Genomic DNA, 16,873 nt, shown 5'->3' with positions numbered 1-16,873 from the left:
TTTAGAAACGTTTGGGCATATATTATAAAGGAACACGCTTGTACAACATCCTTCGTTCTCATTCTTAAAAAAGGAGAGTACCTTATATGATGACCTTAAGCGCGCTTGCGGGGATACTGCATTGACAAGGCATGTTTATCATTCCAGGAAACAGGCAGAGCGTTTAGCGGGCCACGGAGTTGCGAATGTGTCGTCGCTGGAGCTGCCCCTTCTGCAAGGCATGATGATGTCAGAAACCCATCTTGAACGCGGTAAGGGTCTCTCTCCCCATAGCCACCCGGACACGGACGAATTGTGTTATGTCATTCACGGTGAAATCAGTTATTCCCTAATTGATCCGGACACTCATCAGAATCTTGTATATCAGGTAGTACCCGGTCAGGTGGTTCACGCTCCCATTGGTTGGTGTCACTGGGTAACTGCGCTAACCCCTGGAACGATCTTGCTGTTGATCTATAACACCGAGCACCCACATCAAATGGACATTGCGCCAGTCTGGGCTAATACGCTCATGGGAAGTGAAGCGCTGCAATGCAATGGCCTGAACATGAAACCTCATTCGAAGGCGCTTATAACACCTGTCCCGTTACATAAAATGACGGAGAGCGACGTTTCAGGCGGACCTCTGCCGGCCCCACCCTTACTCATAACCGGGCATCCAAACAACAAAACCACACGCAGCCGGTGATCGGCCATGTGTGGTTATTGTTGTAGAGATGCTTTTTATGTAATGATTTCGATCGTATAACATCAATCAATATAAAATCTTTGTTCAGGGCGGATCTGTTTCTTAAGGGTACGCAGGTCGGCTTCCAGCTTCGCCACCGTTTCTTCAATCTCTTCCGGGTTCAGCGCCGGACGTTCTGCCTCTGGCTTAACGCCAGCCCTGAGATCGCGAATGGTGATCTGCTGCTCCTGCCATTTATCCATAAGATCGGAGATGGTGGCATAAAACCGCTCATAATCTTGAATCACTTCGTCCAGAAAGGAATCCACTTCCTCCTGATCATAACCCCGCAGTTTATTCGAAAAATTCTTTTCATGGATAGACAAAGCGTCCAGTTGAATGCCTAGTTGCCGAAATAGCTTTTTCTGTTTATCCAATCGGCGTTTCATGTGTTCATCCATAATGATTTACCTCCAAATATTGGTGCAGCCCTACTTTTTCAGCCTTCTCTCTCTATCTTTGTTTATATCATATTAAGCACTGGGATTAAAACACTCCGGGGCTTTTTTGGAGAATGTTCCAAAAACGAGAGGCTGCCGTTCCCATGGTTCATGTGATTGTTACCAATCCATTTCGGGTATTGATTGTACATAAGAAGCTATATTACGTACTCAACCCAGAGAGGAGCGACTTTTCTATGACAACGATGACAAAACAACAATACAACGAACTTAAACAGCGGTTGCTCAGTGATAAAGAACGATTGGAAGAGCAGCTGGAGTCCCGCGATGAAACCAACAGGGATTACTCTCTACGGGAATCTACAGGGGAGCTGAGTGCTGCCGATAACCATCCTGCAGATGTAGGGACTGAGGTATTCGAACGCGAGCGTGATCTGGCCATCCAGGGAACCCTAGAGCATGAATTGGAGCAAATCCATTCTGCCTTGCAGCGAATGGACCAGGGCGAATACGGAACCTGTGCCGTGTGCGGCCTGGAAATTCCGTATGAGCGGCTGGAAGCTTTGCCATATACGGCACATTGTCTCGAACATGCACCGCGGAAAGATATCAACAACAACCGGCCGGTAGAAGAGGATGTCATGACACCGCCCCCCTCCGGAGCTGGCGTCAACCGCCAAGCGGCCGACGGCAAATTTGATGACGCAGGCGCGTGGGATGCCGTTGAAGATTACGGAACGTCGACGTCGCCCGGCATGTCCATTAAACCCGGACAAGACGATTATAAGAAGAATGTATGATCCAGTACAGCAAAATAGAAGGGAAAGCTGGTACCTGCACGTTAGGTACCAGCTTGTTTTCCGTGATCAGGATTCTTTACGAGTCCGAACATTGGAAGCAAAAAACTCATATTCGTCGTAACCTTCCCCGCGTTTCTTTTTATAAGGGGTCAGCATTTTATCCAGCTCAACAAAAAACTCGCGCGCTTCATCTTCGCTCATATACAAGGTGGTATTAGTCAACATGGAGGTCGTTTCGCCCTCTTGACTCATATTTTTGAAGAAACGGTCTCTATTCTGGTCAAACAACTCAGATAACAATTTGTTCGTTTCGGATCGAATTAATTCCTTGATGACCGGCTCGTCGGAATCTGCCCCTCGTTTGATCTTTACCGTACCGACAAAAGGTTCATAATATTTAGCGATGATACCGTTGATCTCTTTCGTGGATACGATCTTGACCAGTCCGATTCGCTCCAGCTTCTTCATATGATAATGAACTTTAGCCGGCACATCCCCGATCTTGTCCGCGACTTCCTTTACCGTTGCCGGACGGTCCATCTTATTCAATACATTCAAAATCTGGAGCCGATATGGATCTGAATATATTTTGATCTCTTCCAGTGTAGTCAGTTCCTTCGTTTCCACACCGTACACCTCAGCTTCATGTTATTTTTCACTTCTTTTCATTATAGGCCGAGAATGTCGAAATTACAAAACGCTGAGGATTTAAATGGCACGGAAACTCTTCTTCCGAATGAGGAATATCAAGGGGAGCATCATGATGAATCCCATGATCGAAAACAGAATGGGAGGGGAGTAATGCTCCGCTACAAATCCAGTAATCAAACTCCCCACAGGAATGGCAGCTGTGCAAGCTACCGTCATAAGGGCACCTATTCTGCCGAGCATATGCCTCGGCGTTACTTCCATCAGATACGTCGAGATAGGTGCGGTAAGCATAGAGACGGCAAAACCGGTAATGAACATGCAGAACGCTGCAGACTCCACCCGCCATGCCGGCAGATGTCCTGGAATCCCTAACGCAAAATAACCGATTCCGAGCAGGATAGATCCTGACATGATCAAGGTGCTCTTTTTGAAGCTGTTCCCGTAACGTCCAATCCATAGCCCGCTGCAAATCATGCCGATCAGGAGGGCCGTTCCCAGTACGCTCAGACCTCCGGCTCCGGCACCCAAGGTCTCTTTAACGTAGACCGGCTGCAGTACATTCAGCGGTGCCAAACAGAAATTGTTGATCATGGCGAGCACCGTTGTTATGAGGAGCAGCGTATGCTGCTTAACAAAAAGAAGAGCCTCTTTAATATCGCCGAACACCGTTCTCGTCGTCTCTGTCGTAGGCCGTGCGGAGGCTTCCTTGGCTTCAGCCTGTTCGGCTGCCTCCGGATTCGGCATAAACGCGATAATGGTGGCAGCAATGAGAAACGTTACGGCATCGATCAGGATCGTCCCCGAAATTCCGACCAAAGCGATGAGAGCACCAGCGATGGATAAACCGATTAATTCAGCGCTCCGACTTACGGAAGTTGAGAAGGAATTGCCTGCGAGCAGTTTATCCTTGGGAAGCAACCGGGGGACAATGGAAGTCTCGGCGGGTCTGGAGAAGCATTCCATGGTTGAATTTAGAAACGTGAACAGGAACAAATGCCATACTTCTAGAGACCCCACAGCATACAGAAAGGCCGTTAGCGAAACCACAATGCCGCGGCTGAGATAGGTTAAGGCAAGCACCAGTTTCTTCGGCCAGCGATCGACATAGGTCCCGGTAAACAAACTGAACAGCAATCCAGGCAGAAAGTTAAAGGCGAACAATGTACCCATTAATAGTTCAGAACCTGTGAGCATATAGACCATCCAGCTGTAAGCGATGGAGTCCAGGGAGTCCCCGAATCGGGTAATGACCTGGGCAGATAAATAAATCAGGTAGGGGCGGATTTTCAAGAGCTGACCAAAGCCTTGCTTTTCCAAAACAGCGGCATTTTGCATGGTTTCCTTCTCCTCTTCGTTAAATGGATAACAACATTAAACTTTTTCAGTGCGTTAAAATAATAATTACGTTAAAATTATTTTATCGTTAAGTTTATTTTAATGATTTCGAAGAGGAATGCAATAGGCAAAAAAAATAAATCGCCAACAGGGCGATTTATTCGATCTAACGATGACAGAGTTGCTTCTTTATTTAATGATCACTCGCGATGAGGATCTGGCTGCTTGAAGGCATGCTTCAATGGCCCTGATATTGCTGATGGCATCTTCCGGACCATAGGGCAGCGGCGTGCCGTCCATTACGGCCGCTGCCATAGCATCCGCTTGCAGTGCAAAGTGGTTATAAATCCCTACCTTCTCCTCGCGGGAGCCCCTGGCCGTATGAACGCAGATCTGGGCCATGTCCTCCATCCTCTCCCATCCAAAAGCTGAAGGAAGCTCAATCCTGCCATCGGTACCTGCAATCTCTAAAGAGCATTTGGAATAGGTCCACATCCCGCACTCAAACGTAAGCCCCAATCCATCTTCAAATTCCACCATCCCGTGGACCATCATGTCCACGCCGTCATGCTCCTCAGAGAAAAAAGCATGGGCCGTTACTGCCTTGGGCTCCTGCCCATAAATCATTCGCGCCGCCGAGATGGGATAGCATCCCACGTCATAGATTGAGCCTCCGCCCATGTCCTTGCTGTAACGGACATTGCTTTTATCCTCCGCATTGTTGAAGGTGAACGATCCGTGAATCCCGCGAAGCTGCCCGATTTCGCCGCTTTCGATGATTTCGCGTACACGCGCGTGTTTCGGATGATATCGGTACATAAAGGCTTCCGCAAAAAGCACGTTGTGTGCTTTAGCAACCTCAGCCATTTCACGGACATCCGCTTCGGTCAGGGCTGCCGGTTTCTCGCATAAGATATGCTTGCCGGCCTGTGCGGCTTTGATGGTCCAAGGTTTATGAAGGTGATTCGGCAAAGGAATATATACCGCATCAATGTCCGGATCCTCCAGAAGCTCGTCATAAGAACCATAGTATTTCCCGATATGATATCGCTCGGCGAGCTCACTTGCTTTTTCTGCGTTGCGGCTAGCAACCGCCCCGACCTCACAGCGTTCCGATTTCAATATGCCTGGTATCATTGAATTTCTTGCAATCCGAGCAGTACTCATAATTCCAAAGCGCAGTTTCTTGCTCACGAGGTCATTCCTCCTTTGGCTGCATTCCATTCAGATTATTTTGCTAAAAATTATCGTTTACGGCTTTATGAAGGATCCCTAAACACCGATCCAAATCTGTTTTAACCTGTTTTTTGTAGAGTTTGGCTTTCTCCGCACCGTCATCGGTAAAATGGTAAAGAACGATTTCTTGAAAATCGACCCGCGGATCATTCCCTTTCAGCTGCTTGGTACGGTATAACACACCCTCCTGCACCAGCTCATGCAAAGCCCGGTAAATTTCGCTTTGCGGCGGTGAGTACCCATGGCTCTTGAATTCTTGCCGCAGTTCTTCCAGCATCTGATATCCATATCCGCGCTGCTGCTCCACCATGGTAATGAGATACACTTTGATAAAAGCACGCTGGGCGATCATAAATGCCATCTGGACGCCTCCTCCTTCACGAGCTACTTGTCCCATAATATACCTAATTATAACCCACAGTTTCCCAGTTTGCACAATAGGAAGTATCCCCCTCTTTTTAAACCAAGAAGGTGTAGATTGAAACGTGGTCGGGTGTTAATTGAATAAATGTGATGCAATAACGTCAGCTTTTATTCTATTGTGAATTTTTCATATGATGAAATTATATAGTATATGATTTTTCATCTGCTGTTTTATGGGTTGTTGGCGTGGCTCGTTCAGATTGTTTCAAACAAAAAACCCACCCTGAAGGGTGGGTTTAATTTCTTCACATTCCGGCGGACGTGTCTGTGCTTGGTCGCGATTTGCCGTATGGGCGAACCCCGCGGCTTTTTCCTGCTCCCGCGATTCCGACAAGCCACTTCCCGAACGGCAGCTTGGCTAGCATGCGAGTGGCACCATAAGCCACGGCCACGCTGATAATCCATGAAGAGAGGATCCGAACCAGAGGGTGCATGCTGATCAGCAAAGATTCATCGACTGCATAGCTTATACGCAGTGTCAATAGATGCATCAGGTAAGCACCATAGGAATAGAGCCCCATGGAGGACAAAAGCGCATTCGCACCCGCTCCGGCATGACGACATATCCAGCCGGCCACATCGTACATGACCAATATAGAGCTAATCAGGAAAAGTGCCATCATCGGGCCAAGCAGCGATAAGGAATAGAACGTAATCGCGCCATTCGCAGCAAAACGGATTTCATGGACGGCTTGCATGAGCATCCATCCGAACAAAAATGCGAAGACCAGCCATATGACCGGCCGTGCCTTTTGAATCCATTTTTTCCAAGAGTCATGGTATAAACCGGCTGCCGCCCCCAGCGCAAAATAGAAGAAGTAATAAAGTGCGTTCCGATCTGCGTAGGTTGTGAACAGCTCACTCCATACCGGGATATTCAAGCTCCCCATCCATTGGCCAATATCGTTAATCATTCCTGTCAAACCCACGTACAATAGTCCGGATAAGATCAATATCGTAAGCTGCGTCTGCCAGCCCCATCTTTCTTTGATTCCTAGTATAGCGGAGCGGAACAACGGGTACAGCAGATAGAATTGAAACAGCATAATGATGTACCAAAAATGCGAGCTCGATTTCCCGGTTAGCCATACTTCTCCAAGATATTTCCAATCCTCAATGACAGCAGGATTAAACCTATGATTGATTAATAAAGTAATCAAGGTCCATACAGCAAACGGAACGTAGATGTCGCCAAAACGCCTCTTGATGAACCTTCCGTAATGCAGCTGACCTTTATCGTTATAAAACAGCACCATGCCTGTAATAAAAATAAAGACGGGTACAGCAAATTTCGTCGCCATCAGAAGAACTGCCATCATCAAACCATCACCTGTCGTCATTCCCGGCGCGACCGAATAATGTGCGATGGAGTGCTGCAAGACCACGGCTAGAAATGCAATTCCCCGTAAGCGCTCGATTTCCGGTATTCTTTCTTTGGGCATACTGCTCCCCCCTTCGTCTGACTTCGTGCGCACACCTCATTGTAAGGGACACTGCCCCTGATCGGGTAATCCAATTATTTACTGATTCTGATGTTACCAGCACTATTAAGTACGTTCTATTGGGCTATGTATCAAGAAACACACCTGTCGATCGTACCTTTACCCAAGACAGAATGCGATTGATCTCTATTAAAAAACCCGGTTCCCATCGGAACCGGGTTTTGTTTTCCTTACAGCAGCGTAGTGCCGCGCGGCGGAAGCGTGTCGTCCCGTTCCAGATCAACTGCTCCCGCACGGCCCTCGTTTCTGTAATCATTATCGCGGAATATATCGTAGATGCCTGTGTTTTCTTGATCGGCGTCCACCAGCACCAGAATCCGTCCTTGCTCTATATAGGATTCGTATTCTTTTGCCTCATCTTCCGGGATGCCAAGGCCGACAAAACCACCGACCAGCCCCCCGGCTCCCGCACCGACTGCTGCGCCGGCGAGCGTCGCCGCTATAGGTCCTGCGGCAAGTATCGGGCCGATGCCGGGAATAGCCAAAGCCCCGAGTCCTGCCAGCAAACCTGCCGTACCTCCTAGAATGCCGCCTGTTGCTGCGCCTGCAGCTACCCCTTCAGGCGCCAGCGTCCCCGTCTGCTCGGCTATCATGTCTGCTTCGCGTTGATCCTTCGCTATAATGGAAATGGCCTCGTTCGGAATCCCATGCCGCTGAAGCTGCTCGATTGCTTGGGCTGCTTCCTGTTCCGAACGGAATACTCCAACAATTTTCTTCTCCATGATAAACCCTCCTCATCGGTGGTCGTTCATAATTAACATTACCCGACGGAGGGGGAAATTAAACGTGACGCTGCCGTGTTAAGCCTTGGGGCGAGTCCGATGGGTTGCAGTCGCCTCCGTGGGATCATCAGGCCAATAATGCTTAGGATATCTTCCCTTTAAGTCTTTTTTCACCTCGAAATAGCCGCTGCGCCAGAAACTGGACAGGTCCGAGGTAACCTGAACGGGCCTTTGAGCCGGCGACAGCAAATGTAAGGTCAACGCAACCCGTCCGCCAGCAATTCGCGGCGTATCCTGAAGTCCGAACATCTCCTGCAGTCGAACGGCTAGGAACGGTTGTTCAGGGTCATTGTAGTTAACTGGGATCAAGGACCCGCTCGGGACCCTAATATGAGTCGGCGCTTCCTTCTGAAGCTTCTGCTTTTGCTCCCAGCTCAGCATATGCTCCAAGAGCGTTCCCGGAGCAAGTCGTCTCATATCATTTCGATTCCGCAGCCCTTCCAAGTATGGGAGCAGCCACTCCTCCGCCTGATTCAGCAAGCCTTCGTCCGAAACATCAGGCCATTCCCCCTCGGGATCATGCCGGAACATGAAGGCCAGTCGTTCTCTCAGCTGCAATGCCGCCTTGCTCCACTGCAGCAATCCAAGACCCTCCAACCTGATCCCTTGCAGAATGGCTTCCGCTATTTCCTCTCCTGTCGGATTCGAATAGGCTTGTTCCTTGATAACGAGGGCTCCAAGCATCAGCTTCAGTCTCGCCCTGATGCTGCCGGAAGCTGAATCCCATACAACCTCTTTATGCTGTTCCATCTCGTCATGGTAATACTTATCGAGCCATAATTCATCCATTTCAGAAGCAAGCTGAACATTCCCGTCCGGGCCTTGATCATCAACGGCAGCGACCACAATATACGGTGCGCGGCTCATTGGCTGAACCGACACCAATTTCACGCCTCTGCCGCTGCGCATCAAAAAACCGGTTCCTCCCCTGTTCTTCGCGATCCGATCCGGATAGGCGAACGACAGCAAAAGGCCGCAGAGATTCAAGTCCCCGCTAGTCGTATATGCAATATTCAGCTGTGCATGCAGTTTTCTGATCTCTTGTTTCATCCGCTGCAGCACGGCTTCATTTGTCATGTCTTGTTCAGCCGATCGCTGACCTTGTCGTTCAATCAAGAGAAGCCGCTCCACACGTGAGCGCAAATCCTGATCCCTGATGGCTTCACCTCTGCTCATGATGTCACGCTCTTGAAGCAGTACAGCAATTCGGATAGCCAGCGATGTTTCACCTATTTCTTGTGCTTTCAGCAGCATGTGAGCGAGCCTCGGATGAAGCCCAAGAAGCGCCATCGCTCGGCCATGCTGTGTGATACTGCCTGAATCGTCCAGAGCCGACAGCTGCTTCAATAACGCTTGTCCTTGCGCAAGAGCTAGTCGGGGCGGCGCATCAAGCCAAGCAAGCTCCTCCGGGTCACGCGTTCCCCATACCGCCAATTCCAAGGCCAGCGGCGTCAAATCGGATTCGCGGATCGCCGGAATGGTGCTTTCCGACAGATGACGATGCTCTTCCTCGCTCCATAAGCGATAACATACACCAGCCGATACGCGCCCGGCCCTTCCCCTTCTCTGATCCGCGGATGCCCTGGATAACCGTCTCGTAATCAATTGCGGCAGTCCGGTTCTGGGCGAGAACACCTCCGTGCGCATATAACCGCTGTCAACAACCGTCTTGATCCCCTCAATGGTAATACTGCTCTCGGCAATGCTTGTGGAGAGTACAATTTTACGCCTGCCGTTCGAATCGCGTCTGATCGCTTCGTCCTGCTTGTCTGCCGGAAGCGCGCTGTACAATTCCCGAATGACGACATCTTGGCTTAAACCTATTCTTAATAATTCATTAGCGGTTCTCCTGATTTCGCGGGCACCCGGCAAGAATACAAGGATATCGCCTTCCTGTTCGGAGAGCGCGCGCGTGATGGCATTCGCTGCACCTTTATGCAGCTCGTCAAGAGAGAATGAGCGCAAATAGTGAGTAGACACTGGAAAAGCACGCCCTTCGCTAACGATGACCGGTGCGTCGCCAAGAAGCTTCGCGACTGGCTCAGCCTCTAGGGTAGCAGACATGACGAGCAGCCTTAAATCTTCCCGCAGCACCGACTGGGATTCCATCGCAAAAGCCAGGCCGGTATCAGCCTGCAAATTCCGTTCATGAAATTCGTCAAATATAATCATACCGATGCCGGTTAATTCCGGATCATCCTGCAGCATACGCGTCATGATGCCTTCCGTCACAACTTCGATCCGAGTGTTCTGACCGATCTTGCTGTCCATTCGGACGCGATATCCGATCGTCTCACCAACGGCCTCTCCCAAAGAGGATGCCATATAACTCGCAGCCGAGCGAGCTGCAATTCTTCTGGGCTCGAGCATGATGATCCGCTTGTCTTCCAGCCACGGTTCATTCAGAAGTGCCAAGGGCACCTGGGTTGTCTTACCCGCCCCCGGTTCAGCGATCAAAACCGCACGGGTTCCAGCAGATAAAGCCATTTTCAATTGTGGAAGTATTCGGTGAATCGGTAATTCAGTCATGGATACATCTCCGTTATCCTATCAAATATCAATATAATCCCTTAATTATATAAAACAGCCGATGTACGTCAAGGGGAGCTGCTTGTCGCCACGGCTGGAAAGTATCGATATAATTGCGATACAATAGGAACATCATTCCCATGTCAACATCAAGATTCATGTAGTCGGAAGGTGAAATGTATGGAGCAGCATGCCACATTTCGCGGCCGCTTTGCCCCTACGCCATCAGGAAAGATGCACATCGGCAATGCGTTGACCGCTTTACTTGGATGGCTGCAAATGAGGAGTATGAACGGACAGTATATACTCCGTATAGAAGATATCGATGTCCAGCGTTCCCGGCAGGAGCTTGCCGTCGAGATTATGAGAGATCTGGAATGGCTCGGCTTGGATTGGGATGAAGGTCCCGGTGTTGCCGGAGACTACGGACCCTATCATCAGGCGGCGCGCCAAGCGTTATATGAGCGGGAAATCACCAAGCTGCAGGAAGCCAATAACCTGTACCCCTGCTATTGCAGTCGGGCCGATATTACGGCCGCAGCCAGCGCACCGCACGGCATTGCATCGGAAGGCCTCCGTTATCCGGGAACTTGTAGAGACTTGACTCGAGAGGAAGCGGCGCTTCGAGAGCTTCATAAGAAGCCTTCGCTGCGGATGAAGGTACCGGAAGACATCGTTTCCTTCGTCGACGGCATCGCCGGGGTGCAGTGCCATCGACTATCTGACGGAGGAGACTTTGTGGTTCGCAGGGCTGACGATATCATCTCATATCAACTCGCGGTGGTTGTGGATGATGCTTTAATGGGCATAACCCATGTACTCCGAGGAGCCGATCTACTGGACTCCACGCCACGTCAGCTGCTCTTATACCATGCGTTAGGCTATCAGCCGCCACAGTTTGCACATACCCCGCTAATGGTCGATGCGGAAGGCAGAAGGCTCGCCAAGAGGACCCGCGGGCTTAGCCTCTCCTTTCTTCGCGGCCAGGGCATCCTGCCCGAGCGCATCATCGGCTGGCTCGCTTGGACCGCCGGTCTCCTGGACAATCCGGAACCCGTTCGACCTGTCGATTTAATTCCTGTGTTTGACTTATCGAAAGTATCTTCTGTCCCGATCAAAATGACGGATCATGTCAAAAATCAGCTGTTTGAATCCTAGATGCACGCATCGAAATAAGGGATTCATAAGCGTTATTAAATTTCATTTCCTTCGTATCCTGATAAACAAGCAGCGCCAGCACTTTCATCCTCTAAGAGAAGAAAGGCTGGCGCTGTTCTGTTATTTCTCATGGGTTAATCGTTCCCTAACTTTGGACTCATACTGCGTAAACGCGCTATTGCCGCTAAGCCCGCGCTGTTCCATCAGCAATTGCAGTTTTAGACGCTTTTCATTAAGCTTGCGTTGAAGCTGCTCCTGCTCACCGTCGCTGCGGGCAGCACCGAGCAAGTCATACAGCTGAACGCATTTCTTGCGAAGCGTAACTTCTTCAGGGACATAACCCGCATTTTTCATGATGCGATAAGACATTCTCAGATCCTCCGGAATGTGCGAAAGATCGTCGATCGGAAGTTTCTTTCCGGCATATGGCATATGATCGAGCTCTCCGTTGCGGATCGCTTCTTCGATCTTCTGCTCAGCCAATCTGGAAAAGATGCTCATGATTACACAGCCTCCTCCTTTTTCCCTTTGTCCTCTTCATCATATAGCAGCGCAGTTTATATTCCAAGTTCTGAATGCAGGAAACTGTCGAGAACTCTCCCGATCTCATTTACAACAGGGATTCGGCTCCATCTATGAAGATTTGTGCCCCTGTAATATGTCTTGATTGATCGGAAGCGAGAAACGCCACCAAATCCGCGACCTCTTCAGGCGTACCCGGTCCATCAGACAGCGGCTGGCTCCCTTCAGGATATTCAACCGGAATCACGATCTCTTCCAGATCTCCCTGCTTCTTCGTGCTTTGATCAATGTTGGTGGATATGGCGCCGGGGCAGATGACATTAACCCTAATCTTGAATTTCGCCAGCTCCAGCGCAGCCATCTTCGCAAAAGCCACCTGTCCCGCTTTGGTTGTGCTGTATGCGCTCATCCCAAAGTTGGAGAAGGTTCGGGTACCATTGACGGAGCTGGTAATGATAATGCTGCCCTGCCCCCTTTTCTTGAGGTGCGGAATCGCATATTTGACCGTCAGAAACGTCCCGTTCAAATTTACGTTCAGCGTCTTGGTCCATTCCTCCAGCTTCATTTCGTCAATTGGCGTCATCACGCCATTAATCCCTGCATTGGCGAATACAATATCAACACCGCCAAAAATCTCCACCGTTTCGAGGACCGCCTTCTCCACCCGGTCAGGATCTGTAGTATCTACGTCAAAGGCTCTGGCGGAACCTTCGCGAATCAAGTTGATCTCCGATTCCGCTTTATTCGTTCGGTCATCCAACAGATCGAATAAAGCAACATTTGCGCCTTCCTTCGCCAGCTGAATGGCGGCTGCCTTCCCTATGCCTGATCCGGCTCCGGTAATGATCGCTGTTCTCCCATGAAAACGTCCGTGTCCTTCATTCATTATCAACACGCTCCTTATTATCGTAATCCGTTATGCGTTCATCTGTCACAAGATTACCCAAAAGGAGTTGTTTTATAATCATGATTTCTAATTTTTTGCACAAAAAAGCCGGACCTCTTGGGTCCGACCATTGTTTACCATAATCTTACATTATTAGAAACCTACCATACAATCTCCAGAAACGAAGCGTCATCTTCCAGACCGTCTGTATGGCGAGCATTCATTAATACTTGCACTTGCTCATCAGGAATCGGCTCCTTCATCGGATCCAGATCGTTGAGCCCATCGCTGTATAACTGAAGCCGATATTCGGTCTCCGGATCTAATTTGCACGAAAACACATGAGGACTGCCTCCGATCGGACCACTACGGGAAGACCAACGTTCCGACGTCCGGAAACGATCTCCGAATACCGAGGTAATCTCGTCTTCCTTACGCCACAAGCGTACCCTGGAGTCACCCTGCCAGGCGAGCCACAATCTTCCTTTGCGGCGAAAACCCGAGGAGAGCTCTATGCGGCCGCAAATATACATAGCTTCGCTTCCCTTGCGCTGCTTCTCTTCCAGCACTTCGCGAAGCAGCTTGGGCGTTTCGGAACTCAGGGAATGAGTCCGCATTTCCCGATCGGCTTCCTGCGTAAGCTCCTTCAGTCTGCGTTCAAGCGATGCGGTCGTGAGTTCCTCAACCGTCTCCAGCCAATTCATTAACCCTTGGCCAAGCAGACGTGAGGCCACATCGCCCCGATAACTCAATCCGACACCATCGCACAATACAAAATGGCACACATCTTCATTCATCTTCAAAGCAATGAAATCCTGACCCATCTCGGAGAGCATGACAGATTCTGCCGCTCTGCCATACGCATAACGACATGTGAACAAATCTTTAATCTTCGTAACCGGTTCTTCCACGGTCTGCTTGCTCTCGTAATAAAACGATGCTGCCTGAGCCTTCCGTTTACGAATTCCCAACGATTCCATGCTTCTTGCGTATGATCGCTTCATCTTTGTGACCCTCTTACCTTACCGGCGTGGCAGCTGACATCTGAAACCCGATGGACACCAGCTCAGAGCAAGTGCCTGGAAGCATCATCAAAGCTCCCGGGCTCAGTTGATAATCCGCCTCAACCAGCATTTCTCGATAACTTTCGGGAAGAACGGAAGACATCATTTTAAGTTTGCGCGCGTGTTCATCCTCAAGCGAAGTATCGGCCAAAATCCCTTTCCAGCGGCGCGGTTCGGATATCGGCTGGTTCATCAGATGATCGGATATGAATATATTCTCCACAAGCACGTTGCCGTCCGGAACACTCATGTTCATGATGCGGCGGGCAATCGGTTCCGGATCCTCCCCCGTAGCCACGCCATCCGTCATATGGCACACAAGCGGGGCAGGGCAATCCTGCATGTTCGGAATCTCCGACTGCAGGATTTTCTCGGCCTGCAGGAACGCTTTCGCCGAATCGGAGAAACGCTTCGGCGTTAAATCCGGAAGCGATCCGATCGCCGCAATTTCGTCAATGCCCTTAATCCCGTTTAACAAATCATAGACATCATCGCTGTAAGCAAGGATGGCAATCCGGTATCTAGGCGTCAGCCGATTGCCCTTCGTGGACCGAAATACCATTTGCCGAATGGCCAGGGACAAGGCCTCGTAAACGACATCGATCCGCCTCCGGTCCTCCATCAGCATGTTCATGGACGCGCTGATATCAATCAGATATATAATAAGCGCTGGCGTGCGCTGTGATGCTTGAATGGTATAGTTCATCGTGAATAACATTCACCCCTGCATTTTCGTCATGTTTACTTCCTTACAGTTTAGGTATCCAGTGGCTGTCGTCACTTATGAATTGCTGCAGATTGCTAAGGCGGCTGCTCATTTTACCAACGGTTTTATAATAGGCCTTATCCTTGTTATATAACTGTATGAATTCACGTGCGGCGTTCTTAGCACGGTCTTTGTTCCCGGCTACCTGCGCATTATACGCTTTATTGTATAAGGCAACCAGTTCTACAACGTTTTGGGAACGCTGTTTCTGAAGCGCTGCGGCTTGGGCTTGTTGGGCAGCTCTGGCTCGCGCCTGGCGCTCCGCCTCCGCCTTGGCAGCTTCCCTAGCCGCCGCCTCTTCCTGTGCCTGCCTGTTCTTCTTCTCTTCCAGCTGAGCTAAGTACGCCTCATACTTGGCCTGATTATCATATTTCTCTTGCAATGCCTGCTTCTTTTTCTTCTCTTCAAGTGATGCCAGATAAGCTTCATACTTCGCCTGCTTCTCATACTTGGCCTGAAGCTCAGCTTTCTCCTGTTCCTTCAGTGCCTGCTCAGCTTCTTGAGCCTTTTTGGCCTCCTCAGCCTTCTTGCGCTCCTCTTCCGCTTTCTTAGCCTCTGCCTCTTTCTGGGCAGCCTCTTCCTGCTGCCTCCGTGCTTCTTCCTCTTGCTTACGCGCTGCTTCTTCCTTCTCCTGCGCTTGCTGCTCGGCTAATTTCTGAGCATCCAACTGACGGCTCTCTGCCTTCTCCGCCAGAATCTGATTCACCGTAATCGCAGAACCTGCCAATATGACGATGGCCGCAGCGGTTGAGAGCATGAATTTACGGGATAACAACAGCGCTTTTATGCCTTTGTTGGATGATTCTTCAGCTGGACGCAGCTGCTCTTCGAGCCCCTGTATAGCCGCGGCAAGCTCCACTTCAAGCGGACTGTCCTTCTTTACGAAATGATACGCGGAGCGGAATATTTCCAACGCGCCGGAAAGATTACCCGCATCCTCCAGATCACGGGCTTGATGAAACAAGCGTCCAACCACATTGTCGTTGACCTCTCGGGTGCCCGGCTCTATGCCAAGCGATGCCATAATTTCAGCCGGCACCTCTTGGACGGTTTCAGAACGGGCTTCATCAGCCTTATCATCATGGGCAGCAGCAGCGGCTACAGGAGCTTGGGCTTCCTCGACTACTTCTTCTTCACTCAAGGATGATAAAGCAATCAGCCACTCACCAAAGGTAGGGCAGCTGCTCAAATCCTGACTGTCCCAGGTTCTGCCAAACAGATCCGCAATCCGTGTGCCCCAACGCTGACCCAGCGATTTTTTCAGTAAAAAATAACGCTCGCACGGGGTCTGCATTTCATGCTGATCAAAATAGCTTTCGCCCCATGCCCGATTCACGATAGCCGGATCGCTCCATCCCAGCATTTCCGCAATGATAACAGCACCTGCGAAACGATCGGCATATGAACTCCATAACCCGCTATGCACCGTACGATGAGCCGCATATCCAGGAGAGCCAGCAAGCAAAACATCAGGCCGATCCATTTTGGGGCTGTACATCTGCTCCACATCGACAAGCTCAACGGCGGCAGCGCCTTCCGGCAGCTTCACTTCCGAAAAAAACGGAAGCATGACATTAGGCGCAGACAGGTCACAGTGGGCTAATCCGCGCTGCTCCATGCTTGAGCCGATGGCTGCCAATGCCTTGGCAAGCATCAGACTATCAGAACGTCCCAGATTACGCTGATCGCTTATAACGTCAAACCAAGTACATCCATGAATCCATGGCATGATGACCGCGTAGAGCAAATCCGGATATTCCGCTATCAAATCTCCGTTTCTTTCGGGAGTGAGCACCTCTCGACTGCTTACCTGCAAACCCGGTATCTCGCGATAATTCCCCATATGTTCGGATTGATACACCATAGCCGGAATTCTGAACTTAGGAAAAAATACCTTTAGTGCTTTGGCTTCATGCAGTTCCCCGTCCACAGGAATCAACTGGTAGACGATTCCCTGACGCCCAGCTTGGGCATAGGCTACGCCTGGCGCTGCGGGATGCTGCCCCACTGTATAAGCCGTTCCATTTACAACAATCCCATCGCCCGGGTTTGGCTGAAATGTCATGAACGTCATCCTCTCTTAACTCCGTT

General features: G+C 50.1%; 16 protein-coding genes. 3 read left to right on the top strand and 13 right to left on the bottom strand.

The annotated features are described in order from the left end of the window. Window positions 1–121 precede the first annotated feature (121 nt). Window positions 122–688 (top strand): cupin domain-containing protein, encoded by a 567-nt coding sequence (locus tag AK95_RS12220; RefSeq protein WP_074961832.1) that lies wholly within the window; start codon window positions 122–124, stop codon window positions 686–688. A 62-nt stretch (window positions 689–750) separates the two neighbouring features. On the opposite strand, the gene AK95_RS12215 is transcribed toward AK95_RS12220, so the two are convergent. Further along, window positions 751–1,128 (bottom strand): DivIVA domain-containing protein, encoded by a 378-nt coding sequence (locus AK95_RS12215; RefSeq protein WP_071220219.1) that lies wholly within the window; start codon window positions 1,126–1,128, stop codon window positions 751–753. Window positions 1,129–1,364: 236 nt separating this feature from the next. On the opposite strand from AK95_RS12215, the gene AK95_RS12210 reads away from it, so the two are divergent. Then, window positions 1,365–1,928 carry a TraR/DksA C4-type zinc finger protein gene (locus AK95_RS12210; protein WP_071220218.1) on the top strand — a complete coding sequence of 188 codons (564 nt, stop codon included), beginning with the start codon at window positions 1,365–1,367 and terminating at the stop codon, window positions 1,926–1,928. A 66-nt stretch (window positions 1,929–1,994) separates the two neighbouring features. Here AK95_RS12210 and AK95_RS12205 read toward each other — a convergent pair whose 3' ends face one another. From AK95_RS12205 to hrpB, 7 genes are all read right to left on the bottom strand, one after another. Further along, window positions 1,995–2,555, bottom strand: a complete 561-nt coding sequence (locus AK95_RS12205; RefSeq protein WP_071220217.1) for a winged helix-turn-helix domain-containing protein — start codon at window positions 2,553–2,555, stop codon at window positions 1,995–1,997. 81 nt (window positions 2,556–2,636) lie between these two features. Beyond that, window positions 2,637–3,914 carry an MFS transporter gene (locus AK95_RS12200; protein ID WP_071220216.1) on the bottom strand — a complete coding sequence of 426 codons (1,278 nt, stop codon included), beginning with the start codon at window positions 3,912–3,914 and terminating at the stop codon, window positions 2,637–2,639. Window positions 3,915–4,103: 189 nt separating this feature from the next. Next, entirely contained in the window at window positions 4,104–5,108 is a 1,005-nt protein-coding gene (locus tag AK95_RS12195; protein WP_071220215.1) for a Gfo/Idh/MocA family protein, read from the bottom strand. 43 nt (window positions 5,109–5,151) lie between these two features. After that, window positions 5,152–5,511 carry a replication termination protein gene (locus tag AK95_RS12190; RefSeq protein ID WP_071220214.1) on the bottom strand — a complete coding sequence of 120 codons (360 nt, stop codon included), beginning with the start codon at window positions 5,509–5,511 and terminating at the stop codon, window positions 5,152–5,154. A 307-nt stretch (window positions 5,512–5,818) separates the two neighbouring features. Continuing rightward, window positions 5,819–7,015, bottom strand: a complete 1,197-nt coding sequence (locus tag AK95_RS12185; protein ID WP_071220213.1) for an acyltransferase — start codon at window positions 7,013–7,015, stop codon at window positions 5,819–5,821. A 230-nt stretch (window positions 7,016–7,245) separates the two neighbouring features. Further along, a complete protein-coding gene (locus AK95_RS12180) occupies window positions 7,246–7,797 on the bottom strand; it encodes a general stress protein (protein WP_071220212.1) in 552 nt (183 codons plus the stop codon). Between the two features lie 78 nt (window positions 7,798–7,875). Next, the gene (gene hrpB, locus AK95_RS12175; protein ID WP_071220211.1) at window positions 7,876–10,386 is read right to left on the bottom strand and encodes an ATP-dependent helicase HrpB; all 2,511 of its coding nucleotides are present in this window, start codon (window positions 10,384–10,386) and stop codon (window positions 7,876–7,878) included. Between the two features lie 180 nt (window positions 10,387–10,566). Here hrpB and gluQRS point away from each other — a divergent pair, with 180 nt between their 5' ends. Beyond that, complete coding sequence (gene gluQRS, locus AK95_RS12170) at window positions 10,567–11,544, top strand: tRNA glutamyl-Q(34) synthetase GluQRS (RefSeq protein ID WP_071220210.1); 978 nt, start codon at window positions 10,567–10,569, stop codon at window positions 11,542–11,544. 120 nt (window positions 11,545–11,664) lie between these two features. Here the strand turns inward: gluQRS and AK95_RS12165 are convergent, their stop codons facing one another. From AK95_RS12165 to AK95_RS12145, 5 genes are all read right to left on the bottom strand, one after another. Further along, entirely contained in the window at window positions 11,665–12,045 is a 381-nt protein-coding gene (locus AK95_RS12165) for a DnaJ family domain-containing protein (RefSeq protein ID WP_071220209.1), read from the bottom strand. 109 nt (window positions 12,046–12,154) lie between these two features. After that, on the bottom strand, window positions 12,155–12,952 hold the full coding sequence (locus AK95_RS12160) for an SDR family oxidoreductase (protein WP_071220208.1): 798 nt from the start codon (window positions 12,950–12,952) through the stop codon (window positions 12,155–12,157). Window positions 12,953–13,113: 161 nt separating this feature from the next. Beyond that, window positions 13,114–13,956: a hypothetical protein gene (locus tag AK95_RS12155; protein WP_071220207.1), complete on the bottom strand. Its 843-nt coding sequence runs from the start codon at window positions 13,954–13,956 to the stop codon at window positions 13,114–13,116. A gap of 13 nt (window positions 13,957–13,969) precedes the next feature. Beyond that, the gene (locus AK95_RS12150; protein ID WP_071220489.1) at window positions 13,970–14,722 is read right to left on the bottom strand and encodes a vWA domain-containing protein; all 753 of its coding nucleotides are present in this window, start codon (window positions 14,720–14,722) and stop codon (window positions 13,970–13,972) included. 43 nt (window positions 14,723–14,765) lie between these two features. Continuing rightward, window positions 14,766–16,847 carry a hypothetical protein gene (locus AK95_RS12145; RefSeq protein WP_071220488.1) on the bottom strand — a complete coding sequence of 694 codons (2,082 nt, stop codon included), beginning with the start codon at window positions 16,845–16,847 and terminating at the stop codon, window positions 14,766–14,768. Between the last annotated feature and the right edge of the window lie 26 nt (window positions 16,848–16,873).

The sequence above is a fragment of the Paenibacillus sp. LC231 genome (genome assembly GCF_001860525.1).
Taxonomy (GTDB): Bacteria; Bacillota; Bacilli; order Paenibacillales; family Paenibacillaceae; genus Paenibacillus_AQ.
This window is presented reverse-complemented; position numbering and strand designations above follow the sequence as displayed.